This window comes from Streptomyces sp. NPDC037401 (genome assembly GCF_055602345.1).
The window spans coordinates 243,588-266,609 of sequence record NZ_JBVJWO010000006.1; the positions used below are offsets into that span (position 1 = coordinate 243,588).

The following is a 23,022-nucleotide window of genomic DNA, read 5'->3' on the forward strand; positions in this document are numbered from 1 at the left end:
GTAGGTGGCGAGGAGAAAGAAACCCCCCCCCCCCCCCCCCCCCCCCCCCCCCCCCCCCCCCCCCCCCGCCTTCGCCCCCCCCCCCCCCCCCCCTTCCTCCCCCCCCCCCCCCCCCCGAGCCGCTCGGAGGCGACGTGCACCGGAACGACCTCGGCCTCGTCCGCGACCACCGCCAGGTCGGGCAGTTCCCGGCCTTCCGGCAGCCCGATGCGCGCCCAGAAGACGGGACGGTTCTCCACGGCCGCGAGGACGAACACGGGGTGGGCCGCGGTACGCATCCCCGCTTCCCGGGCGAACGCGCGCTCCTGTGGGTCCTCGCCCACGAAGACGCATTCGCCGGGCGCCGCGGACTGCACGCCCGCCGCGCTCGCGATCGCCTCGTCGAAGAGCCTCCGGCTGTTCTTCGGACCCCAGTGCACGAGACCGTCGTCCGTGAAACGGCCGGGAAAGGCCGCGTGCAGAGCCGCCGCGGCCACCGCGGCGGCGCCTTCGTGGGTTCCGGGGTTGGAGATGATGCCCTTGGGGACCTCACCAAGAGAGTCGAGCACGGCCATGACCCGCGGCCGGGGCAGGAGCGTCAGCGAGTCGTCGGCCTCGAAGCGGGCATCCGCCAGGGTCGCCCCGATGTCGAAGAAGAGCACGGGCATCTCGATCCTCCGTTGACCCGGAAGCCCGGGGGCCGACGGCCACACGCCCGGCGAACGGCCGGGCACGCTGCTCCGAGAACGGGCTCCCGACCCCTCCATCCTCGTCCTGCGGTTGCGTCCGCGCATCCCGGGGCGTAAGGGGATGCCGTTGAACCTCGCACAGTTGAAGCGAATACGGGTGTCCGATACGGGTGTCCTACGGGTGCACGTCGGTGCGAGCCGTCCGGTTGCCGCCGGTGTCACCTGGTGTGACGTTTGAAGGGGGCGCGCACGACGCGCGCGACGAAGGGGCGGGGCAGCATGCGCGAGGACGACGCACCGAGGGGGCGTGATGAGGGGGACGCAATGAGGGGTCGTGTGGACAGCCATGTCACAACTGGAAACATTCCGCTATCACTTCACCGACGACCCGCTGGCGGAGGGCGTGCCCCGAGGGCCCGAGTCCGTGCGCGGGGTGGGCGACCCGGAGGGCGCTGGGCGCCGGGCCTTCAACTCGGCCGAGTCCGCCGCACGGTTCTACCTGGCCGAGAAGCTCGCTCAGGAGCAGGCCCCGGCGCTGCGTGAGGCAGTTCGCGAGGACCGGCCCGACCGGGTGCCCGATCTCGCCCTGAGCACGGAGCGCCACCAGGCCGGCACGGGCACCACTCTGGTCCGCTTCGAGCAGACACAAAGGGACATCCCCGTGTTCGGCGCCGAGGTGCTGGTCGAGATCGACGAGAACCAGCGGTTGGTCTCGATGGACGGCAAGCTCGGCGAGGTGACGGGCGTCGGCTCCGTGCCGGAACTGTCGGGCAGGGAGGCCCTGGAGCGCGTCAAGACGGCGACCGGGAGCACGGTCAGCGCCGAGGAGCTGCCGCCGGCGACCTTGGCGTACGTCAACCGGGACGGCCGATGGCACCTGGCCTGGCACCTGCGCGAAGTTCCGGCCCAACTGCCGGAGAACCGCCGCGAGGAAGGCCAGCGCGGCCATGGCCTCGGTGCTTCGCCGCGTGACGCCTTCCCGATCACCGGGTACCTCGTCGACGCGTACTCCGGCGAGATCCTCAAGTCGTACGGGATGGCTCCCACGATCGTCGTGCCCACCCGGCTGGAGGGCGAGGACGAGGTCAGTGCCCGTCACCAGTTCCAGGGCAGCCGGCAGGACGGCTCCTTCCTCCTCCACAACAAGTGGCGCCAGATCGCCACCTACGACCTGCGCTTCGCCGACATCGACACCGCCCGGCTGCCGACCTCGGCGATCGGCTCGCCGCAGGCGGACTTCGGCACCGGCCACCGCGCGGGGGTCTCGGCGCACGTCAACGCCGAGAGGGTGGAGAAGTTCTACCGCGACCAGCTCCACCGGAACGGCATCGACGACGCCGATATGGACCTGGTCTCCCTGGTCAACTGCACGTACCGCTTGCACGGCCCGGGGCCGGAGTGGTTCAACGCCGTATGGTTCAACAAGCGGATGTGGTACGGCCAGGTGTCCGACGGGGCACGGCTGGTCAGCCTGGCGCGCTATCTCACCGTCATCGCACACGAGATGACCCACGGGGTGATCGAAACCTCCAGCGACCTGATCTACGAGGACCAGTCCGGCGCCCTGAACGAGTCGCTGGCGGATACGATGGGCATCATCATCGCCAACTGGTACGAGGCGTCGGACCGCAACGACGTGGGCACCTGGAACTGGGAGCTCGGGGCCGGGCTGGGCGGCAACGGTCTGCCGCTGCGCGACCTGAGCGATCCCACCCGGACCGGCGATCCCGACCACATGCGCGACTACCTGCACACGACGCGCGACAACGGCGGGGTCCACACCAACAGCAACATCCACAACAAGGCGATGTTCCACTTGCTCACCTCGGTCGACTCGGCCGGCGGGCCGGTCCTCAAGGTCGAAGAGTGGGCACTGCTGATCTATCTCGCCATGGTGCGACTGCTGAAGGATTCGGGATTCACGGACATCCACCGGGCGCTGCGGGACGTCACCAGCACGTACCTCTCCGGGGACGCTGCGCTGCGGGCCGCCGCGCACGCGGCGATCGACCAGGCGTACCAGAAGGTGGGCATCGCCACCGCCTGAGCGACGCGGGCGGACCGGGCCCGGGACGGGCAACGGCCGGCCCTGGGGAGGCGGGCAGCGGTCTTCCCGGCTTTCAGGCCGCTGTCTTCCCGGCCCGCCGGCGCCGCGGCGCGGTGTTCAGGACGGCCCACAGCCGCCGTCCGTCCGGCCCCGTGTCCGTCCCGACCGAGTCGACCGTGGCCAGCACCGCGACCTCGCCGAGCACGGCATCGTCCGGCGTCCCGGCCACATGGCTGAGCACGGCGACGAGAACCTTCTCGTCCTGGTCGCCGAGGTGCACGCTGAGCCGCTTCCCGCCGTCCGCCACAGCGGCCGTCACCAACCGCAGCACGGCCGCTTCGAGGTCGCTCTCGTCCAGTGCCGGATATCCCCAACCGCGTACGGTCTCCAGGGTTTGACGGGCAGCCTTCTTCGCCGCCCACTCGTCGGACCGGAACGTGAGCGCAGCCGTGCGCCGGTTCCGCACGATCACGCGCGGCTGCCGTGCCGCCACCTCCTTCACGGGCTTCGCCGCCGGCTGGGGCCGCGGGGCCTCGACCGGCTTCTTCTGCGGCGGCGGCGTCTTCGGCGGGTAGGTCGGCGGTAGCTTGGCCCCCTGGGCATCGAGATCCGTCAACTCGTCCTCCTTGCAGCGAGGTACAGCGGCTGCTCGCAATCCTGGCAGGCTCCTTCCACGCCCGGGAGCAGTTCATCCCGCTCACGCCCGACCGGCGGCGGGCCGCACGCGTGTCCGGGTCCCGTTCGGCCCTGCCCCCGTCGTCCGCCGGCCTGACACCGCCCTTCACCACGGAACCGTCACCACCGCATGCAAGAGCTGTAACGGTCGTTGCGGGGCGCGTGAATCCGACGGCACGGCGGGCATCCTGTCCAGACCAATCCCAGCACGTCAGCACGCCACGGGGGCTCGTGATGCGCACTTTCCGCAAGACCACCCACGCCCGGACGCTCGGCGCCCTTGGCCTCGCCGCGCTGCTGGCCGCCACGGCCTGCGCGCCGAGCGACGACAAGGCCGGCGGCACGCCGCCGAAGTCCGCCACCTCCCCTTCCGCAGCGCCTTCCGGCTCCGCATCCGCACCGGCAGCCCCCTCGGCCTCCGCGCCGTCCGCCGCCAAGCCCTCCGCGGCCTCCTCCGCGCCCGGCCGTCCGGGCGAGGCCGAGGGCGACCCCACGGGCATCGACGGCAACTGCCCCGGCGAATACACCGAAGTCAAGGTGGAGTGGGCCGTGCCACCCACCAAGGACGACACGAAGCTCCTGCTGACCGTCACCAACACCAGCACCAAGCCGTGCAAGCTGCGGACCCACCCGGTACTCCGGCTGGAAGACGGCCAGGGCCGGCTCGTGGGCGTCTTCAAGAAATCCAAGCCGCAGACGGAGGTGACCCTCGCCCCCGGCAAGGAGGCGTACGCCGGTCTGCTCCTGCGCCAGAGCAACAAAGAAGTCAGCACGCTCGTGAAGGACATGGCGCTCGCGCCGCACGGTCAGAGCCCCGACGACAGCACGGGCGAGGGTGTGCTCCTGGAGATGCCGAAGGGCGGCGTGTACGTGGACGACAAGGCCCGCGTGACGTACTGGAACGTCAGCTCGGAGGCCGCCGTGTCACCGCTGTTCGCCCACTGACCGCCCGCGTGCGGGCAGCGATGCTCACCGGCCGACCAGCGGGAGTGCCGGGAAGGTGTGGTTCTGCCACAGGAGCCGGGAGGCCTCCTCCGGATAGACGGTGACGGTCGGTTGCCTGTCGAAGAGCTGTACGAGGCGCCGCTCGGCGTCGTACGCAGGCCGGCCCGGGTCGCCGTGGGCGGCGAACGCCGTCCACGCGGCGCGGATCTGCGCGGACAGTGTTTCCGCCTCCGGGGAAGGGGGGTCGCCGATCAGCGGCCGTCCGGGCCCGGGGCGAGGATGCGCAGGGCGGTGTCGGCCTGCTCCTGCGTCACCTGACCGAGCACGCCGTCGATGAGGCTGAACAGCCGGTGCTCGTCGCGGACGTGGCCGGCGAGGAGCTCGACGTCCCGGCCGGCGCCTTCGGCCAGCGCCTGCCAGGGGGTGGCCGGCAGAACGTCGCCGTCGACCACGGGGGCGAACGGGATCGGCCGGTGCGTGATCTGCCCCCAGCGTTCCCTCCACTGGCCGATCTTCGCGGAGATCGCGTCACCGGCGGCGGGCAGTCTGGACGGCGCGACCGCGGACAAGCCGGCCACCGTGGGCCGTACGACGCGGTGACGGTCACTGCTGCTGCCTCTCCGACGGGTCGAGCGCGGTCAGTTGGCTCCTCCGGCAGGCGGAACGGCTCCGTGGACCCTGCCACCGCGCACAGGATGAGGGCCAACCGTTTACGGACGGCCTCGACCTGACATCGGCAGGAACGCCCGAAGTCTCGAACGCCCGACCGGGTCAGGCCACGCGGCCGGCGGCCGGACACGCGTGAGTGCTACCGGGGCGCTCCGGGCTCGGCGCTGCCGCCCGCGACCCGGCGCCGGACCTGGTCCTCCTGGGCGAGGCGCCGCAGCAGCTCGAAGACCGGGGCGCAGATCGCGAAGACGATGACCGCCCGCTCGGCCAGAGCCACCGGGTCGTCGAGGCCGGCCGCGCGCTCGAGGTCCAGCCGGGCCACCGACTCGGCCAGCCTCGCGTAGGCGGCGAGCTCGCCCGGGGCGTACTGCGCGTCCAGCCGCCGCAGCTCCTTGAGCGCCGCCGTCAGCCCCTTCACGTGCGGTGACGTGCCGGGCGCCTGCCAGTCCAGGGCCGCGAGCAGCTCCGCCACCTCGGCCCCGGCGGTCGCGTCGGCCCCGGCTTCCTCCTCGTCGCCCGCCGCCGGCTGTGCCGCCACCGGCACGGGCAGGGCGTAGCTGACCGCTCCGAGCGCGCCCTCGGAGCTGCGGGCCTGGTCGACGGCCCCGAGCACGTCACGGGTGGCGGCGATGGACAGGCCGCCGAGCGTGGTCAGTGCCTTGATCAGCCGCAGCCGCTGCGCGTGCTCCTCGCCGTACTCGGCCAGGGTCGCGGCGGTCGCCCGCCCTGCCGGCATCAGGCCCTGCCGCAGGAAGTACTTGATGCTGGCGACCGGCACGCCGGTCCGCCGGCTGAGCTCCGAGATCTTCATACGGCTTCCCTGCTGGTCACGCGGTCCGGTATCCGTCATCGGCGATTGGACACCACAACAAGATACTGCCACTATCCAGTAGCTGGATACCATAAGTATCCAACTACGGAAACGCAGCCGCACCGGAGAATCGATGCCTCATCCCACGCCCCCCTCCGTGCTCCGCCGACCCCAGCTGTGGATCGGAACGGGACTGATCGCCGCAGTGGTCTCGATGCTGTTCGCCCTGCTCTACGTCGGCGGCAACGTCAACCCCAAGGGCAACCTGCGCGACCTGCCCGTGGCCCTGGTCAACACCGACAGCGGCGCCGACGCCAACGGCCGCCGCATCAACCTGGGCGAGCAGGTCGTCTCGGGGATCCAGAAGGCCGCCAAGGACAACAAGAGCATCGACTGGCAGGTCGTGAGCCGCGAGGAGGCCGACAAGCGGCTGGGCCAGGGCAAGGTCTTCGGCGCCCTCGTCATCCCCGAGGACTTCTCCACCACGGTGACCGGGCTCACCGCCCCGCAGCCCGCACCCCGGGGCAAGGCCGCCCCGCCGACCCTGACCGTGCTGACCAACCAGGCCGCCGGCAGCATCGGCTCCTCCATGTCCTCCCAGGCCGCCCAGAAGGCCGCCCACGCCGCCTCCGCCCAGCTCGGCCGGGAGCTCCTCAAGCAGGCAGGCTCCCGGAAGACCCCGCTCCCGACGGCAGCCCAGCTCCAGCTGGCCGACCCGGTGACCGTGAACGTCGCCGACGGCCACCCCGTGGGCTCCCGCAGCGCCATGGGCCTGAGCGCCTTCTACTACGCGCTGGTCCTGGTCGTCTGCGGCATGCTCGGCGCCAACGTGGTCAATTCCCAGGTCGACACCGCGCTCGGCTACGTGCACACCGATTTCGGCCCCTTCCGCAAGCGCGAACCCGTCCAGCACACCAGCCGCGTCCGCACCCTGGCCATCGGCACGGCGCTCATGCTCGGCCTGTCGCTGGTCATGGGCACCCTGGTCGAGGTCGCCACGGTCGGCATCCTCGACATGGACGCCTCCCACCTCGGCCTGCTGTGGCTCTACTCGGTCGCCACCATCGCGGTCGTCGGCATCGGCAGCCTGGCCCTGTTCGCCGCCTTCGGCACCCCCGGCATGCTGATGGCCACCATCGTCTTCATCGCGATGGCCGTCCCCTCCTCCGGCGCCACCGTGCCCGTCCAGGCGCTGCCCGGATTCTTCCGCGCCCTCGCCGAGTTCGAGCCGCTGCGCCAGATCACCGAGGGGCTGCGCTCCCTGCTCTACTACGGAGCCCAGGCCGACGCGGGCCTGACCCGGGCGTGGACGGCGATGGGTGTCGCCCTGGTCGCCGCGCTGCTCTTCGGCTTCGCCGTCGCCCGCCTCTACGACCGCAGGGGGCTGCACCGCATCCCCCGCCCTGAGGCCGAAGCCGCGACCACGGCCCTCGACGAGACCCCCGAGGCCCCGGAATCCCCCGAGGCCGCAGCGACCGCCACGGCCTGAGACCACCGGGCCTCCCGTCAGGAGCGTTTCGCGCGGGTCCGCGTCACGAGCCCGTTCCCGTGCGAATGCGGTGCTCGCGCCAGAACGACGTGAGGTCGGTGGGCGTCGCCGCCTGCGCCGCACGCTGGAAGGCGGTGGTCGTCGAGACGCCGTACCAGTGGTCGCGTACGTAGCGCTTCAGCACGGCGGCCATCGCCGGGCCGCCCAGGACCCTCTCCAGGTCGTGCAGCGCGCACGCGCCGTTGACGTAGACGAAACGGGTCCAGCCGCGGCCGTAGGCCGCCCAGTAGCCCATGGAGTTGGTGACCGCCTGGGTGTCGTCCTCCCAGACGACGGACTCCGCGCACGATTCGCCGTTGTCTCCGACGAGGAGGGCGGCGGCGTAGGTGGCGAACGCCTCGTCCAGCCACGGCGAGGCGTACTGGTCGTTGCCGACGATGCCGTACCACCACTGGTGGGCCAGCTCGTGCAGCATTCCGCCGCCGGTCTCGTCCGGCCAGACCAGGACCAGACCGGGGAACTCCATGCTGCCGATGGGCGCGAACCCGTCACTGATGATCGCGTCGATCTCGCCGTAGGGATAGCGGCCGAACCGTCTGCCGAGCTCGTCGATGCCGCGGACCGCTTCGGCGCGGGCGGCCGACACCCAGGCGTCCGGGGTGCCGGCCGTCCAGTAGGAGCGCACCTTGACGCCGCCCGGCGAGGTCGCGACACCGCTGCGGAACGGGCCCGCCGCCCACGCGAAGTCCCGCACCTGGCGGGCGACGCTGGTGGTGACGGTGCGGCCGCGGGTGCCCGGCCGGGTGGTGGTGACGCCGGTGGCCGGGACCTTCAGCGCGGCCGGGTGGTCGAGGGTGACCCGGAAGTCGGAGGCCAGCGCGTAGTAGCTCTCGCCCCGGTCGAGCTGGGGGTCCAGGTGCCAGCCCCGCGCGTCCCGGACGGCCAGCACCGGGAGGGCGTTGCCGAGGTAGCGGTGGGCACCGTCCCGCCCGAAGCGGTGCATCCGGTCGGGGACGGTGATCGAGACGTCGAAGCCGACCGTGGCCCGGCCCCCGGGCCGCAGCGGGACGGGCAGCTTGATCCGCACCGCGCTGCACCCGACCGACGAGGCACCGTGCACGCCTCCGGTCACCCGGCTGATCCGGACCGGGGAGGGCGCCTGCGGCGTGCCGCAGCCGTCGGTGGCGTTGCCCCACAGGCGGACGTAGACCTCGCGCAGCGGCTTGCCGGACCGGTTGCCGAAGGTCACCGTCTCGCGGCCGGTCCAGCGGGTGCCGGTGGCGTCCGCGCGCAAGGCGACGCGGTACGCGGGCCGGGAGGGCGCCGCGCGCTCGGTACCGCTCCCGGCCGCGCGCTCGGTACCGCTCCCGGCGTCTGCGGAGGCCGGGGCGCCGAGCCCGGTCACCCCCAAGAGCGCCGCGAGCGCCATGGCCGCGATTCCGTACCCGGTCCGTCTCATGATCTGCCCCCGCAGTCGTGGTGATCGGCATGCGCGCACCGACGCTACGGGACCGAAACGGCCTTGCCCATAGCCCCGCACGACCCCAACACGGCGCGTGTGGAGCCGAGTTGAGGGAACGGGCGTCAGAGCGTGCCGGCGAGCCCGATGCTGCCGAGGGTGCCGGTCAGGCCTTCGAGGTCGACCGGTACGGTCGCCGCGGTCACGCTCCCGCGTGGAGGTAGGCCGCCCAGAGGAGCGGCGTTTTCGTCCGGTCTCTTCCAGCAGGCAGGTCCTGCCCGTCACGCACTGCGCGTACGGCCCGGTGCAGGGCATCTGCAGATCGGTTCGGGTCCATGGTTCCGGTCGTCGTCTTCAATGCGGCGTAGAAGGCGTCAGCCGTGCTGACGGCGATCTCGTCGTCGATCTCCCACAGCGTGCCGATCACATGGGGAAACCCCGCGAGCTGGAAGGCGGAGGTGAGGTGGATGGCTTCATCGAGCAGCTCGGTTCGGTCGATGGCCGCGGTGCGGCAGGCGGAAAGGAAGGCCAGTTGGGCGTGGTCCAGGGCGAGGGGAGCCAGGCTGGCGACGGTGAACGGGTCGTCGGCGTGGTCGTGGAGCAGCATCCTGCTCTTCGACGGGTCGGAGGCGTCGGTGTCGCCGTGGCATGCGAAGTGCACGAACTCGCACTCGGAGAGGTACATCAGCACGTTCGCCTTGGTCGGTGTGTCCGCGGTCGCCGGAGGGGACGAGGAGGGCTCGGGCTCTTGCAGCAGCACGGCGTGCGGCAGGCGGTCAAGGAGCATGGCCGCTTCGGCCGCGGCGAATTCCAGGAGGCCGTCGTCGGGGAGGCCGGGCGTGGTGGGCATGCAGACGATCAAGGCGCGTTCGGAGCGCTGACGTTCTGCCCGTATCCGGGAGGAGTTCTCTCGAGCGTGGCGCAGCGCGCGCACGGTGGGGGTGTAGGAGGAGATCACCCGGTCCATGACCGTACGGGGTTGTGGTGCGCCGGATTCCGTGTGGTAGCCGGCTGCGTGGAGGGGCAGCAACCCGAGCAGCCCGCCGGGGGCCCACCAGACACGGGGCACATGCCCGTCACCGTACGTGCGGTAGGCGCCGGCCAGTGTGTCGAGTTCGGCCAGGACGGGACCGGCAACGGCATCCCAGAGCCACTCCAGGTGCTCCACCATGACGCTCTGCGCCAGGCTCCGCTGCGCTTCGTCCTCGCCGGCCGCGGCCGCGTCCTGGGCTTGGCGGAAGGAGTCGGCCCGTTCCCGCACCGTGGCCGCCGCGAGGTCAGGGAGCTCCCGGTGGTGAATGCCGTCGCTCGTGAGCAGCAGGGCGTCGCTGCGGTAGTCGCTGACGTTGAACACGACCACCGGCCCCTGGGAGGCTTCCTCGAGGAGTTCCGCGGTGGTGGGCGGCAGCGCGAACGAGGCGAAGCCGTCGAGACGGCGGATCTCGTCCAGCGTTGCGTTGAAGTCTTCCGCGAGCCGGTGCCGGTCTCCCTCCCCGTGGAACGGTCCTTCGCCGAAGGGGTCCGGGAGATGGTTGAGCCGGGCCCGGAGCTGGGCGAACCGGCGGGCGAGCCGCGGGTGGTGCCTGCTCAGGTCGGTGAGATCGCTGCGGGCGTCCAGCGCCTGACCGAACAGGATGGAGCGCCCTGCTTCGAGCAGCCGCAACGCCCTGGCCGCCCGGTCGCTCGCCGTCCCCCGGGGCGAGGCGAGGGCCAGCGCGGCGGCGTCGGCGACCAGCCCCGCGAAGCCTCCGAGCACGTGCTGCTGATCGGTCTGCTCCAGGTGGAGCGGCGTCAGCTGGGGCAGCAGCCGTACGGCCCTCTCCGCTGCCTCCGCCGCCTCCGCCACCCGCCCGGCGTCCGACTCGGCCAGCACGACGGCCTCTGCCCATGCCGAGCGGATGCGGTACGAGGGCACCGCGCTCTCGATCCCGGATGCCTCTGCCCACGCAAGTTCCGCCGCGTACAGGTCCGCTTTCGCCCCGGTGTGCTCGAACCGCAGGAGCAGGGCATTGGCCAGGCTGGAGAGCATGGGGGTGCGGTGGGGATGGTCGGAGGGGACGATGCGCACCGCCTCTCGCAGGTGGTCGACGGCGGCGTTCGCATCGGCAAGGGCATGACCCGCTTCGAACCGGGCTCTCAGCACGTTGCCCGCATTGGACAGGTGCATCGCGCGGTTGGGATGGTCCCCGGGGGTGGTGTACAGCGCCTCGCGCCCCGCATCGACGGCCTCGTCCAGATCGGTGGAAGCGCCTGCGTACTCGAAGCGGGCGTGCAGGGCGCTGGCCAGGTTGGACAGGCGGACGGCCCGGTTGAGGTGACGGCGAGGGGTGGCCCGCACCGCATCGCGTGCCGCGTCGACGGAGGCGTCGAGATCGGCCGTCGCACCGGTCCTGCCGAATCTGACCCGCAGTGCGCTGCCGAGGTTCGACAGGCAGTAGCCGGCCCGTTCGGAACCGGAGGGGACGGCCCGCGCCGCCTCGTACAGGACGTCGATGGCGCCGTCGAGGTCGGTCAGCGCACCCATTCTCTCGAACCTGGCCCGCAGCGCGTCGCCGAGGTTGGACAGGCAGCCAACCCGCTCGGTGTGGTCGGCCGGTGTGGACCGTACCGCGTCGTGCATGGTGCCGATGGCGCCGTTCAGGTCGGTCAGGTTGCCGGTTCGCTCGAACCTGGCCCGTAACGCCGCCCCCAGGTTGGACAGACGGGGGCCGCGCTGGGGGTGGCCGACGGGAGTGGCCCGCAGCGACTGCTGCATCACCTCGACGGTGGCGTCGAGGTCGGCCGGAGCGCCGCCTCGTCCGAACCGGGCCCACAGCACGCCGCCCAGGGCGGCGAGAATCCTGCCGTCGGAGCGGAGGGCTGTCGTGGTCCGTACGGCCTCGTGCAGCATGTCGACGGCGCTGTCCAGATCTGCCGAGCTGCCGGGCAGCGAGGACCGGTCCTGGAGCGCGGCGGCCAGGGTGGACAGCCGGCTCTCCCATTGCACATCGTCCCTCGGCGTGGCACGCATGGCCTCGAGCAGAGGGCCGATGGCGGCGTCGAGGTCGGCTGCCTCTCCCGTCCTTTCGTATCGGCTTCGCAGGGCCACTGCCAGGTTGGACAGCATCGTCGTACGGTTGGCCTGGCCGGCGGGCGTGGCTCGTACCGCTTCGCTCAGGTGGCCGACGGCAGCGTCGAGGTCGGCCGGGGCCCCGGTCCGTCCGTACCGGGCTTGCAGCGCGGCCCCCAGGTTGGACAACGCCACCGTGCGTTCCGGATCGGCGGCGGGAGCGCTCCGCACCGCCTCCCGCAGGTGGCCGATCGCGTCGTCGAGATCTCCCGCTGCGCCGTCGAGCTCGAACCTCAGCTTGAGCGCAGCTCCCAGATTGGTCAGACGGCGTGCGTGAATAGGGGCGTGGGGCGGGGTGGCGCGCACGATGCGCTCCCACAGTTCCACGGTGTTCCGGACCAGTTCCCGCCGGGGCGAGGTACTCGACTCGTGGAGTGCCAGCAGGGCGTACGGCACTGCCGAGGTCGCAAGGCGGGGCAGCAGCGGATCGGGCAGGTCCTCCATGCCGACCACGAAGCAGAACGTCAGCGCCTCGACAGCGGCATCCAGATCCGCCTGCCCTGCACCGGCGGGCAGCGCCTGACAGCGGAACCAGTGGAACCAGCCCAGCAAGTACTGCGGCTCCAGGTCGCTTTCGTGCTCGCTCGCGCGGGCGAGCCTCCGCGCGTCGCGCACCGCCCGCGGTTCCAGAGCCGGAGTCGGGTCGCGTGTGTCGTTGATCCTCTGCAGCAACGCCCTGACCGCCTCGCGCGATTTCGCGCGTCCCGAGCCTCCCCATCTGCTCACATCATGTGATGGTAGTGCCACATCCTGTGGGGAGGGCGGGTGTTGCCATGATGCGCTCACCCGCCGAGCGGGCCGGATTGCCCGCTTACGTGGTGTCCAGGTCGGCGTGCACCAGGTGGTGGTCCGAGTAAGGTGTCGGATTCACACGGTGCCGGAGCGGGAGGACGCCCCTCAGGAAGATGTAGTCGAACTTGCTCTGCCAGTCGGTGGTCGGCTTGCAGTTGCCGGTGGACGACGGCCGGCACTGGGGGTCCGTATCCGTGGCCAGTGCCCACATCCGGGTGAGCTCGGAGGTGTCCGGCACGGCGTTGAAGTCGCCGAGAACGATCGCGCGGTCGTGCCGGGCGACGACTGCGGCGAGTGCTCCGGCCTGGCCCGCCCGGACTGCCTCTTGCCGGCGTTGGGCAAGGTGCGTGTTGAAGACCCGGACGGACCGGCCGCCCACCGTGGTCGTCACTGCCATGTACCCGCGGTCTTCGGATCCGCCGTCGGGGTATTCCGCTGTGACGCGGTCGGTCATCGGTGCCGCCGAGAGCACCGCCTGGCCGAAGCCCCCCGGGTTCCACGGCACTCCCCCGCAGCGGCCCCAGTTCTGCAGGACCGTCCCGTACTCGACGTGGTAGACCAGCCCGTAGAGGCGCTCGAGATAGTGCCGGATCCTCTCGACGTCACGCACGCACGCCTCTTGCAGGCCGATGACCTGGGGCGCGTACGTCGCGATCTCCGCTGCCCGGTCGACGTTGCCTTCCCCGCAGGGGTTGCAGATGTTCCACGTCATGACCCGGTTCGGTACGACCTCCCCGGCGGCATCGGCGGGCAGTGACCGGGCGGAGGGGCCAGCGCTCGGTGCGCTGGGGCCGACGAGCACCGTGCAGGCCACGATCACGGCGCCCGCGAGCACACGCGTGCCTCTACCGAGCACCATCGCCTCCTCGAAGTGGATACCCGCCCACTACATCTCACGTCTCATGCACAAGGTTATGGGACGGCATGTGCGGCGGGTGAGATCAGGGCTTGGCCTTCGCTGTCAGGCATCCGGACCGTCTCCGGCCGAGCTCGACGCGCGCTTGGCCCTTCCCCGCACACGGGCCTCCTGGGAGCGCCGAATGGGCTACTTGCAGTCCGCCCTCGAGATCCGCTTCCTCACCGTGCACAGCCCCCACCGGCCCGTCACCGCGAGAACCGGCCACTCGCACGTGTGGGCAAAGGCCGGGTAACGGCCGGGGCTCGGGTGGCGGAGCCCGGTGCGGTGGGTTCCGCTGGGAGGATGCGCGACCGTCCCGGCCCGTGGTGGACCGAGCTGCCGCCCGCCGCGGGCGCCGCCGTCATGGCCACCTGCATCCTCTCCATCGGACTCCATCTGACCGGGTACGAGGTCCCCTCCCTCGCGCTGTTCGCGCTGTCGGGACTGGGATGGGTGCTGCTGGCGGGCGAGTTCCTCGTCCGCCTGTTCGGCAACCGGCAGCGCTGGCGCTCCGAAGCCGACACGCCGCCGGCGCTGACGGCCGTGGCCGCCACCACCGTGGTGGGCGTGCGCTGCTCCCAGCACGGCTGGACGGGCCTCGCGTACGCGCTGCTCGCGGTGGCCGCCCTCATCTGGCCGGTGCTGCTCTACACCGTGGTCCGCAGCTGGCACCGCCGCATGCCCGGCTCGGCCTTCCTCGTGTGCGTGGCCACGCAGGGCCTCGCCGTACTCGCCGCGACCCTCTCCCTCGCCGAGGACGCCGCCTGGCTCGGGAACACCGCCCTCGCCGCGTTCGCCCTGGGGCTGCTCCTCTACGCCGAGGCGCTGCTCCGCTTCGACTTCCGGCAGATCCGCGAGGGCGGGGGCGACCAGTGGATCGCGGGCGGTGCGCTGGCGATCTCGGCGCTGGCCGGGTCCAGGCTCTTCGCCCTGCCGCTGTGGACGGGAGGCGGGCACGCTGCGCTGCGGGGGCTGACCCTGACCCTGATCGTGCTCGACCTCGCCTGGTACGTCGTCCTCCTCACTGCCGAGGCCCGCTGGCCGCGCCCGGCGTACGACATCCGCCGCTGGGCCACCGTCTTCCCTCTCGGGATGACCGCCGTGGCCTGCCTGTCCACGGCCGACACCGCCGGCGTCGACTGGCTGCACTCCACCGGCCTGGTGCTGCTGTGGATCGCTCTCGGCCTCTGGCTGGTCACGGCCGGAGGACTGGCGCTGTCCGTACGCCGACGTCGCACCGAGCAGACTTCCACCCCAAGGGCATAGGGCGCGGCTCCGGTGCCGCCGGGCACGGAGCAGTGGGAACGCGCCCTCCCCGCCACTGAACGGTAGCCACTCGGTTACGGTCCGCTCCCGGTCCGGCCGCGGTTACTCGGCCCGCAGCGCGGCCAGCCGCCGTTCGAACGGCACCACCCCGAAGCCGTCCGCCGGGTCCACCGACGTGATCGCCCCCGTCAGCGAGCGGGGTGCGATCGCGGCCGCGGTGTCGACGTCCGGGGCGACATCCCGAGTGGCGGGTGCGGGAGCCATGAAGCGCGCCAGCTCGGCGCCCGCACGGGCGATCCGCTGCGCCAGCCCCTCCTCGCCCCAGTCCTCCGAGGCCGCGTAGACGGCGGTGGGCAGGACGAGGGCGCGCAGGTACGTGAACAACGGGCGCAGGGCGTGCTCGGTGACCAGGGAGTGCCGGGCCGTGCCGCCGGTCGCGCCGAGGAGGACCGGCTTCCCGGTGAGGGCGTCCTTGTCGATGACGTCGAAGAACGACTTGAACAGGCCGCTGTACGAGCCCGCGAACACCGGCGTTACGGCGATCAGGCCGTCCGCGGCTGCCACCGCGTCGAGCGCGGCGGCCAGTCGGGCGGGCGGGAACCCGGTGACGAAGTGCTGGGCGATCTCCGTCGCCAGGCCGCGCAGTTCGATCACTTCGGGCTCGGCGTCCACGTGCCCCGCCGTCGCGGCCGCGAGCCGGTCGGCGAGCAGCCGCGTCGAGGAGGGCGAACTCAGGCCCGCCGATACGACGATGAGCTTCATGCCTGCGTCTTCTCCTTCGGTGTTTCCCGGTCCGCCGCCACGCGGACCGGGTGCGTCGGCGCGTCCGGCACGCCGGCCGGGCGCAGGTTCGCGAACTCCTTGCGCAGCACCGGCACGACCTCTTCGCCGAGCAGGTCGAGCTGCTCCAGGACGGTCTTCAGGGGCAGGCCCGCGTGGTCCATCAGGAACAGCTGGCGCTGGTAGTCGCCCGCGTAGTCCCGGAAGGACAGGGTCCGCTCGATGACCTGCTGCGGCGAGCCGACGGTCAGCGGGGTCTGGGAGGTGAACTCCTCCAGGGACGGGCCGTGGCCGTACACCGGCGCATTGTCGAAGTACGGGCGGAATTCGCGCACCGCGTCCTGCGAGTTCTTGCGCATGAACACCTGGCCGCCGAGCCCGACGATGGCCTGCTCGGGGGTGCCGTGCCCGTAGTGGGCGTAGCGCTGCCGGTAGAGGTTCACCATCTGCTCGGTGTGGGAGGCCGGCCAGAAGATGTTGTTGTGGAAGAAGCCGTCGCCGTAGTACGCGGCCTGCTCGGCGATCTCCGGCGAGCGGATGGAGCCGTGCCACACGAAGGGTGCGACGCCGTCCAGGGGGCGCGGGGTCGAGGTGAAGGACTGCAGCGGCGTGCGGAACTTGCCCTTCCAGGTGACGACGTCCTCGTCCCACAGACGGCGCAGCAGCGCGTAGTTCTCGATGGCGAGGTCGATGCCGTCCCGGATGTCCTTGCCGAACCAGGGATAGACCGGGCCGGTGTTGCCGCGGCCCATCATGACGTCGACGCGGCCGTCCGCGACGTGCTGGAGCATCGCGAAGTCCTCGGCGATCTTCACCGGGTCGTTCGTGGTGATCAGCGTCGTCGACGTGGACAGGATCAGGTTCTCGGTGCGCGCGGCGATGTAGCCCAGCATCGTCGTCGGCGAGGAGGGGACGAACGGCGGGTTGTGGTGCTCGCCGGTGGCGAAGACGTCGAGGCCCACCTCCTCGGCCTTCTGCGCGATGGCGAGCATCGCCTTGATCCGCTCGTGCTCGCCGGGCGTGCGTCCGGTCGTCGGATCGGTCGTGACGTCACCGACGGTGAAGATCCCGAACTGCATGACTCCCCTTCCCAGGGTGATTGACGATTCAACTACACGGGGGAACGAGGGCCTCGTCCGAGGTATTCCCGATGGGGCGCGGAGAGGGCCGGGCCGGACTGGGCTGGGCTGGGCTGGGCGCGGGCCGGCGCCTACGGCAGCGCGGTGTACGTGGCCTCGGTGAAGTCGGCGACCTCGGTGAAGCCGAGCCTGCGGTAGAGACCGATGGCCGTGGCGTTGTCCGCCCGGACGTTCAGCCCGATGTGGTCCACGGTGCTCCCCAGCCGCCGGCACAGAGCGGCGACGCATGCCCCGCCCGCACCGCGTCCGCGCACCGCGGGGTGCGTGGTGACGTTCCCGATCGCGGCGACCCGGTAGACGGCCGAATAGACGTGCACGCCCGCGACCGCGACCAGCCGGCCGTCCTGCCGGGCCCCCACGTACTGTCCGGTGTCGAGCATCCGCCGGTCGAACCAGTTGCCCGGGTACGCCTGCTCGAACAGCTCCAGCAACTCCGGCAGGTCGGCGCGCCCCAGCGGGGACGGCCGCCACGTGCCGTCCGCGTGCGCCGCGGCACGGCCCGGGTCGGTGAGCGCCATCCGCAGCAGCGTGCCGTGCGGACGCACGTCGTACGCCGACGCCAGCACCTTGTGCGCCGCTCCGGTCAAGTGCCCGAAGAAACGCCGGGGAAGTACGGGTTGCAGCGCCTCGGCGAGCTCCTCGAGCTGCTCTGCCTGCTCGGGAACCGTGAAGCCGAGCAGGGTCGGCATGTCGCCGACCACGTACAGCAGCGCGACCGGACCGTCCTCGGAGACCGTGTACCAACTGGTGTGGGGCCACAACAGGTCGTCGAGGTCGCCGAGTTCCATCAGGTGCAACGACGGATTCCGCCGGAAACGGTCGGCCAATGCGCTTCGGTCGTGCAGGCTTCGGAGGGTCACCCGTCCAGCCTACGGTGCCCCCTGCTCACCCCGGAGCGGGGCCACCGCGTACACCGGGGACGTAGGCCCGCCCGGGGAGCGACCGGCAGGACGGGGGCCTCGCGCCGACGCGTCCGGACCCGGAAAATCCGCAGGCCTTCCGTCGGGGCGGCCCGCTACGATCACTGCCCTCACCCGACCACGCGCCTCACCCCCCTCACTCACCCCACCCCATCACGCATCCGACGGAGGCACCGATGACGCAGGTCCCCCCGCGGACGCCTGCCCACCCAGGGCGGCTGGAACAGGGCCACCCGTTCCGGCAGTGGAAGACCTGGCGCATACCCGGAACCGGGCTCACCCTCACCGGATACTCGCGCGCCAACGACAAAACGTTCTTCCACGTCCCCGAACTCCGCTGCGCACTCGACGCCGGACTGGCGGAGGGCCACCAGCCGGAAACCGTCTTCCTCACCCACACGCACCACGACCACTCCAAGGACCTCGACTACCTCGCGGCCAGGCCGGCCGGGGTCGACGTCCACCTGCCCGCCGCGGCGGTCCCGTACGTGGAGACCTTCCTGAGGGCCTCGGCCGAACTGAACCACGGCGCGGCCTACGACCCGGCCCTGGCCGCGAAGTGCAGGCTCCACGGGGTGCGCGGCGGCGACGAGTTCACCTTCGGGCGCCGGGGGCACCATGTGCGGGTGGTGGAGTGCGCGCACAAGGTGCCGTGCGTCGGGTACGCGTTCTCCGAGTGCCGCAAGGCCCTGCTGCCCGAGTACGAGCAACTGCGCCGCACCCTGGCCGAAGCGGGCCGGGGCAGCGAGTTCGGCCGGATCGTGGCCGAGCGCCGCAAGGAGGGCGCCGAGGTCGAAGGCGAGGTACGCAAGCCCCTGTTCGCCTTCCTCGGTGACACCCACGTCAGCGTCTTCGACGACAACCCGTGGCTCTTCGAATACCCGGTGATCGTCACCGAGTGCACCTACCTCGACGACGCCGAGGCCGAACGGGCCAACCGGGTGGGCCACACCGTCTGGAGCCGGCTGAGGCCGGTCGTCGAGGCCCATCCGGACACCCTGTTCGTCCTCACCCATTTCAGCCTGCGCCACTCGGACCAGGAGGTCCTCGACTTCTTCGCCGACGTGCACCCCGCCAACGTGCTGCTCTGGGTGCACCCCGAGAGCCGACTGCCCGAACAGCACCAGAGCGGCGGTACGCGTGACTGACGTGCCCGACGGCCACTGGGCGCCGTACCCGAAGATCCCCTCCCGTGCCCGGCTCGGCGAGGCGCGGGCCCGCGCATGGGTGGCGCTGGAGAAGATCCACGGCGCGAACTTCGCCGTCGTGTGCGACGGCGAAGGGGCGCGCCCGGCCAAGCGCCGTGAACTGCTCGGCGAGAGCGGCCTCGACGCCTTCTTCGGCGTAGGAAGGATCTGGCCCGCCCTGGCCGTCGCCGCGGAGCGCTGCGCCGCCGCACTGCGGCGCGACCACGGCGCGCACGCCTCTGCGCCGGTCACGGTCTTCGGTGAACTCGCGGGCGGGCGCTACCCGCACCCCGACGTGCCGCCCGCGCCGGGGACGGAACCCGTGCAGACCGGCGTCTGGTACGCGCCGGGACTGCACTGGCTGCCGTTCGACGCCGTGCTCGGCATCGACGGCGGTGTCCTGTGGGTCGGCGACCGGGCCCTGCGCGGGGCCGCGGGCGCCGCGGGCCTGCACTGTGCCCCCGTCATCGCCCACGGCACCCTCGCCCAGGTGCGGGAACGGGACCCGGTGTTCACGACCCGGGTACCGGACCTGCTGGGACTGCCTGCGCTGCCCGGCAACCTCGCCGAGGGCCTCGTCGTCAAACCGGCGGGGCCGTGGTGGTCCGCCGAAGGAGCCGCGCCCGGCAGGACGCCCGGCACCGTGGTGGCCGCGGCCGGCGCGCTCGGTGCCGGCACGGGCCCACGCCCGGTTGCCAAGTTCAAGCAGCCCGCATTCGCCGAGGACGGACGCTTCGACGGCTCGCGGCCCTACCAGGTGCCCGCAGCCGGCGCCGCCGGCGTGCCCGGCTGGCTCCTCGGCCAGGTCACCGCGCTCCTGACCCCGGCCCGTGCGGCCGCCGCCGTCAGCAAACTGGGGCCGCGCGCCCCGGTCGAAGAGGTGGCCGCCGAAATCGTCCGGGACGCGGTCGAGGAGGTGGCCGAAGCCCTCGGCGGCCTCGATGACGGCGTGGCGCAGTCCCTGGAACGGGCCGTACGGGACGGGGCGCTGGCGCTCGCCCGTTTCGACGCGGCCGACCGCCGCGCGCCTGTACGTGCAGCTTGGCAGCCAAGATCGATTGTCAGTGGTGGGTGAGAAGGTAGGAGCATCGAGTCGCCAACAGGGGAGCGGTCATGTCCGGAAACCAGAATTACATCAATCACGTTGCTCTCGTGCTGGATGCCAGTTCATCCATGTCGCATCTGAACGGCAAGGTCGTCGAGGTCGCCGACCAGCAGATTGCCTATCTGGCCCGTCGATCGCAGGAACTGGACCAGGAAACCCGCGTCACCGTCTACGTCTTCTCGAACGCGGTGGAGTGCGTCATTTACGACAAGGACGTGCTGCGGATGCCGTCCTTGAAGCAGCTGTACCGCGTCGGTGGAATGACGGCTCTTCTGGCGGCCACACTGAAGTCGCAGCGGGAACTGGCGCAGACGGCCCAACTGTACGGCGACCACAGCTTCCTGACGTTCGTACTGACCGACGGGCAGGAGAACGCAAGTCACCGCTGCGCGGACGCCCCCAGCAGGGATCCGCGTGAACTGGTGCAGGCCGTCACCAAGATGATCGAGACGCAGGAGGACAACTGGACACTGGCCGTCCTCGTGCCGGACCAGGTCGGCAAGCGCGAGGCCATGCAGTGCGGTTTCCCGAAGGACAACATCGCCGTCTGGGACGCCACGAGCACCCAGGGCCTGGAGGAGGCCGGGCAGGTCATCCAGGAGGCGACCGAAAAGTTCATGGTGGGCCGCACGAAGGGCATCCGGGGATCGCGGGCGGTGTTCTCCACGGGCGCCGATGCGGTAAACAAGGACACCATCAAGGCGGCCGGCCTCACCCCGGTGAATCCGTCGGAATACGAGCTCATTCCGGTGGCTCGTGAAGCGGCGATCCGTGACTGGATCACCGAATGCGGGCACACCTACCGTACCGGTTGTGCGTTCTATCAGCTGAGCAAGTCGGAGAAGGTCCAGGCGCGGAAGCAGATCGCGGTGCTGGAAAAGAAGACCGACCGGGTCTACTCGGGGCCGGAGGCCCGGGCCCTCCTCGGCCTGCCCGACAGTGAAGTCCGCGTCAAGCCGGACCACAACGACGATTTCACGATCTTCGTGCAGAGCACCAGCGTGAACCGGAAGCTCGTCCCGAACACGCGGCTGCTGTTTATGATCTGACGCCGTACTGAACTTGCGCGTGCGCGACGCCGGGCGTCACTCGTGGTCCGCGCCCGCCAGAGCCTCGGTGATCAGGCGGGTGGCGTAGTCGCGGTCGTCGGTGAGCCGGTTGATGTGGTCCGCGAGCAGGAAGGCAGTGGCTTCCAGGGGGTCCATCGCGCCCTCGGTCCAGTCCCCGTGCTGCTTGCGCCGGAGATCGGGGCTCAGGCCGGTACCGGCCGCGATGACAAGGCCCGCCATGGTGGGGATGGCCTCGGGGCGAATGCTCCTGTATGAAGATGATCGTGCACGCACCGTCCAGCAGATCGCGGGCCTCCCTGGGGCTCACAAAGGCGGTGAACTGGTCCGTCAGCAGCCGCTGTTCGGGGTCGCCCTCGGTTCTGCCGTCGTAGACGGCCTTGAGCCGGGAGTCGATCACCTTGAGTGCGGCACTCAGATCCACCGGTGGGCGGCGGCGAGCAAAGACGGTCCGCCGCGCGCGCGGGTTCGACACCGTCAACTCGCCGGGCCTTCACTGCTACCGCTCTCCAGGCTTGAACGGGCCGGACACGGGGGCTACGCACTTGTCGACGACGGTGTTCTCGCCGGCCGCCGAGCCGTCCAGGCAGAGCCGTCCGCCCTTGTCACGCAGGTCGAGGAGGAACCGCGCGGTCGCACCGGACTGCTTGAGGTCGTGGATGCGCTCGTCGACGTAGCCCAGGTCGTTCAGGACCGTCCTGACCTTGGCGGGGGTGGGGTCCACCAGATCCCGGAGCGCCCGGGCGATGCGCTCTTCGTGCAGGGAGCCGGCACACCAGTCGCGGGCGTTCAACTCCGCTTCCGGGCCCGCCGTGGGGGCGATGGGCTCGACGTCCGGCGGTACCTCCACCGCACCGGGCGGCAGGGCGTACACCGGACCGGTCGGCGGCCCCTCTGCCGGGGCGCTCGGGGGACACGACCGCGCGATCCTGTCCAGCATCTCGTCGAAAGACGCGCCGGACCGGAACTCTGCAGTGTCAGCAGGCTTGCTGTGCGGTCCGTCGGCGCTCGTCTGCCCGGTTCCGCAGGCGGCGAGCGTCAGAGCGGCAAACGCAGTCATCGCGAGCGTGAGCCGCGGGCGGCGCGGGGAGCCGGCAAGCATGCTGGTCAGGGCAGGGGTTCGTCTCATGCGCCAAGTCTCCGATCAAGCCGTGCCCCTGCAGGTGAGTACGCGTACTCACCTGCAGAGGGGTACTTGCTCAGACATGTGGGCAGGGGCCGCGGCGGCGCTGGGCGCGGGAGCCGGGGCTCGCACCGCTGCGGGGACCGGCTGCCGTGGCCCGCAGCTCGTCACGGCGCGAGCAGTCCGATCCGGCCCCACTCGAAAGGCAAGGGCCCCGCCACGGGTACGGCGCAGGTGGTAGGCCCGTGTGACCACCGCCAGCAGCGGCCCCCAGGCGAGGACCGGGGCGTAGCAGGCCCACATGGCCCATGCCCCGGGGCCGCTGGTGGGGAATGCCTCGCCGGTGTCGTTCAGCGGGGGAACGAAGCGGAACAGGTAGTTCAGGGTGGCGTACGCGGCCAGGGCTGTAGCCAGCAAGGCGCCGATGGAGGCCGGGACGACGACCGCGCGGACTGACAGCACACGGCCGCCGAAGAAGGGAACCCAGGCGGGCAGCCGTTCGCCCCAGGGGCGGACGAGCCCGAGGGTGAGCAGCGCCAGGCACTCGGCGACCAGAGAGAGCGAGAGGACGTACGGCCGTTCCCCGGGCAGCCAGTCGTGCCCGGGGTACCAGTCGGGCCAGCCGGTGACGAGCGCGATGCGCCACAGCCCCGGGGGAGAGCGCACAAGGGAATGGCGTACGCCGCCCACTTGATGCGGCGCGGCACGTCGAGGAGGGGCTGGGGGCGGTGGGGGCTCATCGCGGTCTTCCTTTCACCGGGGAGTTCCGGTACCGCCATGCTCACCCCGCCGCTCGCGGCCTCGCGTCCCCCGCTGGTCCTGGCCTCCTCCCCCGCGTGGGGGAGGCGAGGGAACACCTGAGGGCCCAACCCG

The 23,022-nt window shown here is 71.4% G+C and carries 18 protein-coding genes and 2 pseudogenes; 7 read left to right on the top strand and 13 right to left on the bottom strand.

All coding sequences use genetic code 11. From position 1 onward, the window contains the following. A pseudogene (locus ACZ7H1_RS08115) lies at window positions 1–647 on the bottom strand (hypothetical protein); the annotation flags it as partial. A 355-nt stretch (window positions 648–1,002) separates the two neighbouring features. On the opposite strand from ACZ7H1_RS08115, the gene ACZ7H1_RS08120 reads away from it, so the two are divergent. Beyond that, a complete protein-coding gene (locus ACZ7H1_RS08120) occupies window positions 1,003–2,715 on the top strand; it encodes a M4 family metallopeptidase (RefSeq protein WP_470784723.1) in 1,713 nt (570 codons plus the stop codon). Window positions 2,716–2,788: 73 nt separating this feature from the next. Here ACZ7H1_RS08120 and ACZ7H1_RS08125 read toward each other — a convergent pair whose 3' ends face one another. Further along, a complete protein-coding gene (locus tag ACZ7H1_RS08125) occupies window positions 2,789–3,331 on the bottom strand; it encodes a hypothetical protein (protein WP_470784724.1) in 543 nt (180 codons plus the stop codon). A 293-nt stretch (window positions 3,332–3,624) separates the two neighbouring features. Between ACZ7H1_RS08125 and ACZ7H1_RS08130 the strand changes: the two genes are divergently transcribed. Beyond that, window positions 3,625–4,335, top strand: a complete 711-nt coding sequence (locus tag ACZ7H1_RS08130) for a DUF4232 domain-containing protein (protein WP_470784725.1) — start codon at window positions 3,625–3,627, stop codon at window positions 4,333–4,335. 251 nt (window positions 4,336–4,586) lie between these two features. Here ACZ7H1_RS08130 and ACZ7H1_RS08135 read toward each other — a convergent pair whose 3' ends face one another. Both ACZ7H1_RS08135 and ACZ7H1_RS08140 read right to left on the bottom strand, forming a co-directional pair. Continuing rightward, on the bottom strand, window positions 4,587–4,904 hold the full coding sequence (locus ACZ7H1_RS08135) for a hypothetical protein (protein WP_470784727.1): 318 nt from the start codon (window positions 4,902–4,904) through the stop codon (window positions 4,587–4,589). Between the two features lie 239 nt (window positions 4,905–5,143). Further along, window positions 5,144–5,815 carry a MerR family transcriptional regulator gene (locus tag ACZ7H1_RS08140; RefSeq protein WP_470784728.1) on the bottom strand — a complete coding sequence of 224 codons (672 nt, stop codon included), beginning with the start codon at window positions 5,813–5,815 and terminating at the stop codon, window positions 5,144–5,146. 133 nt (window positions 5,816–5,948) lie between these two features. Here ACZ7H1_RS08140 and ACZ7H1_RS08145 point away from each other — a divergent pair, with 133 nt between their 5' ends. Beyond that, a complete protein-coding gene (locus tag ACZ7H1_RS08145; RefSeq protein ID WP_470784730.1) occupies window positions 5,949–7,304 on the top strand; it encodes a YhgE/Pip family protein in 1,356 nt (451 codons plus the stop codon). Between the two features lie 43 nt (window positions 7,305–7,347). Here ACZ7H1_RS08145 and ACZ7H1_RS08150 read toward each other — a convergent pair whose 3' ends face one another. The 3 genes from ACZ7H1_RS08150 to ACZ7H1_RS08160 all read right to left on the bottom strand — a co-directional run bounded on the left by ACZ7H1_RS08150 (window position 7,348) and on the right by ACZ7H1_RS08160 (window position 13,523). Then, the gene (locus ACZ7H1_RS08150) at window positions 7,348–8,763 is read right to left on the bottom strand and encodes a M1 family metallopeptidase (RefSeq protein ID WP_470784731.1); all 1,416 of its coding nucleotides are present in this window, start codon (window positions 8,761–8,763) and stop codon (window positions 7,348–7,350) included. A gap of 202 nt (window positions 8,764–8,965) precedes the next feature. Then, window positions 8,966–12,598 (bottom strand): CHAT domain-containing protein, encoded by a 3,633-nt coding sequence (locus ACZ7H1_RS08155; protein ID WP_470784732.1) that lies wholly within the window; start codon window positions 12,596–12,598, stop codon window positions 8,966–8,968. A gap of 85 nt (window positions 12,599–12,683) precedes the next feature. Continuing rightward, on the bottom strand, window positions 12,684–13,523 hold the full coding sequence (locus ACZ7H1_RS08160) for an endonuclease/exonuclease/phosphatase family protein (protein WP_470784733.1): 840 nt from the start codon (window positions 13,521–13,523) through the stop codon (window positions 12,684–12,686). 342 nt (window positions 13,524–13,865) lie between these two features. Here ACZ7H1_RS08160 and ACZ7H1_RS08165 point away from each other — a divergent pair, with 342 nt between their 5' ends. Further along, the gene (locus ACZ7H1_RS08165) at window positions 13,866–14,828 is read left to right on the top strand and encodes a tellurite resistance/C4-dicarboxylate transporter family protein (protein WP_470784734.1); all 963 of its coding nucleotides are present in this window, start codon (window positions 13,866–13,868) and stop codon (window positions 14,826–14,828) included. A 102-nt stretch (window positions 14,829–14,930) separates the two neighbouring features. On the opposite strand, the gene ACZ7H1_RS08170 is transcribed toward ACZ7H1_RS08165, so the two are convergent. The 3 genes from ACZ7H1_RS08170 to ACZ7H1_RS08180 all read right to left on the bottom strand — a co-directional run bounded on the left by ACZ7H1_RS08170 (window position 14,931) and on the right by ACZ7H1_RS08180 (window position 17,607). Further along, on the bottom strand, window positions 14,931–15,590 hold the full coding sequence (locus ACZ7H1_RS08170; protein ID WP_470784735.1) for a CE1759 family FMN reductase: 660 nt from the start codon (window positions 15,588–15,590) through the stop codon (window positions 14,931–14,933). Beyond that, window positions 15,587–16,687 (bottom strand): LLM class flavin-dependent oxidoreductase, encoded by a 1,101-nt coding sequence (locus ACZ7H1_RS08175; protein WP_470784736.1) that lies wholly within the window; start codon window positions 16,685–16,687, stop codon window positions 15,587–15,589. Before ACZ7H1_RS08175 ends, ACZ7H1_RS08170 begins: the two co-directional genes overlap by 4 nt. A gap of 131 nt (window positions 16,688–16,818) precedes the next feature. After that, window positions 16,819–17,607, bottom strand: a complete 789-nt coding sequence (locus tag ACZ7H1_RS08180) for a GNAT family N-acetyltransferase (RefSeq protein WP_470784738.1) — start codon at window positions 17,605–17,607, stop codon at window positions 16,819–16,821. A gap of 236 nt (window positions 17,608–17,843) precedes the next feature. On the opposite strand from ACZ7H1_RS08180, the gene ACZ7H1_RS08185 reads away from it, so the two are divergent. The 3 genes from ACZ7H1_RS08185 to ACZ7H1_RS08195 are packed head-to-tail and all read left to right on the top strand — an operon-like array spanning window position 17,844 to window position 21,008. Then, the gene (locus tag ACZ7H1_RS08185) at window positions 17,844–18,815 is read left to right on the top strand and encodes an MBL fold metallo-hydrolase (protein ID WP_470784740.1); all 972 of its coding nucleotides are present in this window, start codon (window positions 17,844–17,846) and stop codon (window positions 18,813–18,815) included. Beyond that, window positions 18,808–19,929 carry an RNA ligase family protein gene (locus ACZ7H1_RS08190; RefSeq protein ID WP_470784741.1) on the top strand — a complete coding sequence of 374 codons (1,122 nt, stop codon included), beginning with the start codon at window positions 18,808–18,810 and terminating at the stop codon, window positions 19,927–19,929. The genes ACZ7H1_RS08185 and ACZ7H1_RS08190 overlap by 8 nt, the downstream gene beginning before the upstream one ends. Before the next feature lie 38 nt (window positions 19,930–19,967). After that, window positions 19,968–21,008, top strand: coding sequence for a vWA domain-containing protein (locus ACZ7H1_RS08195; RefSeq protein WP_470784742.1), 1,041 nt, complete (start codon window positions 19,968–19,970; stop codon window positions 21,006–21,008). Window positions 21,009–21,044: 36 nt separating this feature from the next. Here ACZ7H1_RS08195 and ACZ7H1_RS08200 read toward each other — a convergent pair. From ACZ7H1_RS08200 to ACZ7H1_RS08210, 3 genes and pseudogenes are all read right to left on the bottom strand, one after another. Next, window positions 21,045–21,450, bottom strand: a pseudogene (locus ACZ7H1_RS08200) (hypothetical protein). Between the two features lie 75 nt (window positions 21,451–21,525). Continuing rightward, a complete protein-coding gene (locus ACZ7H1_RS08205; protein WP_470784743.1) occupies window positions 21,526–22,155 on the bottom strand; it encodes a hypothetical protein in 630 nt (209 codons plus the stop codon). A 48-nt stretch (window positions 22,156–22,203) separates the two neighbouring features. Further along, entirely contained in the window at window positions 22,204–22,815 is a 612-nt protein-coding gene (locus ACZ7H1_RS08210) for a hypothetical protein (protein WP_470784744.1), read from the bottom strand. Window positions 22,816–23,022 lie beyond the last annotated feature (207 nt).

Coding starts and splice junctions, on each gene's coding strand:
- ACZ7H1_RS08150 (WP_470784731.1), bottom strand. CDS start 8,763: ATGAGACGGACCGGGTACGGAATCGCGGCCATGGCGCTCGCGGCGCTC.
- ACZ7H1_RS08160 (WP_470784733.1), bottom strand. CDS start 13,523: ATGGTGCTCGGTAGAGGCACGCGTGTGCTCGCGGGCGCCGTGATCGTG.
- ACZ7H1_RS08195 (WP_470784742.1), top strand. CDS start 19,968: ATGTCCGGAAACCAGAATTACATCAATCACGTTGCTCTCGTGCTGGAT.
- ACZ7H1_RS08130 (WP_470784725.1), top strand. CDS start 3,625: ATGCGCACTTTCCGCAAGACCACCCACGCCCGGACGCTCGGCGCCCTT.
- ACZ7H1_RS08140 (WP_470784728.1), bottom strand. CDS start 5,815: ATGAAGATCTCGGAGCTCAGCCGGCGGACCGGCGTGCCGGTCGCCAGC.
- ACZ7H1_RS08145 (WP_470784730.1), top strand. CDS start 5,949: ATGCCTCATCCCACGCCCCCCTCCGTGCTCCGCCGACCCCAGCTGTGG.
- ACZ7H1_RS08185 (WP_470784740.1), top strand. CDS start 17,844: ATGACGCAGGTCCCCCCGCGGACGCCTGCCCACCCAGGGCGGCTGGAA.
- ACZ7H1_RS08205 (WP_470784743.1), bottom strand. CDS start 22,155: ATGAGACGAACCCCTGCCCTGACCAGCATGCTTGCCGGCTCCCCGCGC.
- ACZ7H1_RS08165 (WP_470784734.1), top strand. CDS start 13,866: ATGCGCGACCGTCCCGGCCCGTGGTGGACCGAGCTGCCGCCCGCCGCG.
- ACZ7H1_RS08170 (WP_470784735.1), bottom strand. CDS start 15,590: ATGAAGCTCATCGTCGTATCGGCGGGCCTGAGTTCGCCCTCCTCGACG.
- ACZ7H1_RS08175 (WP_470784736.1), bottom strand. CDS start 16,687: ATGCAGTTCGGGATCTTCACCGTCGGTGACGTCACGACCGATCCGACG.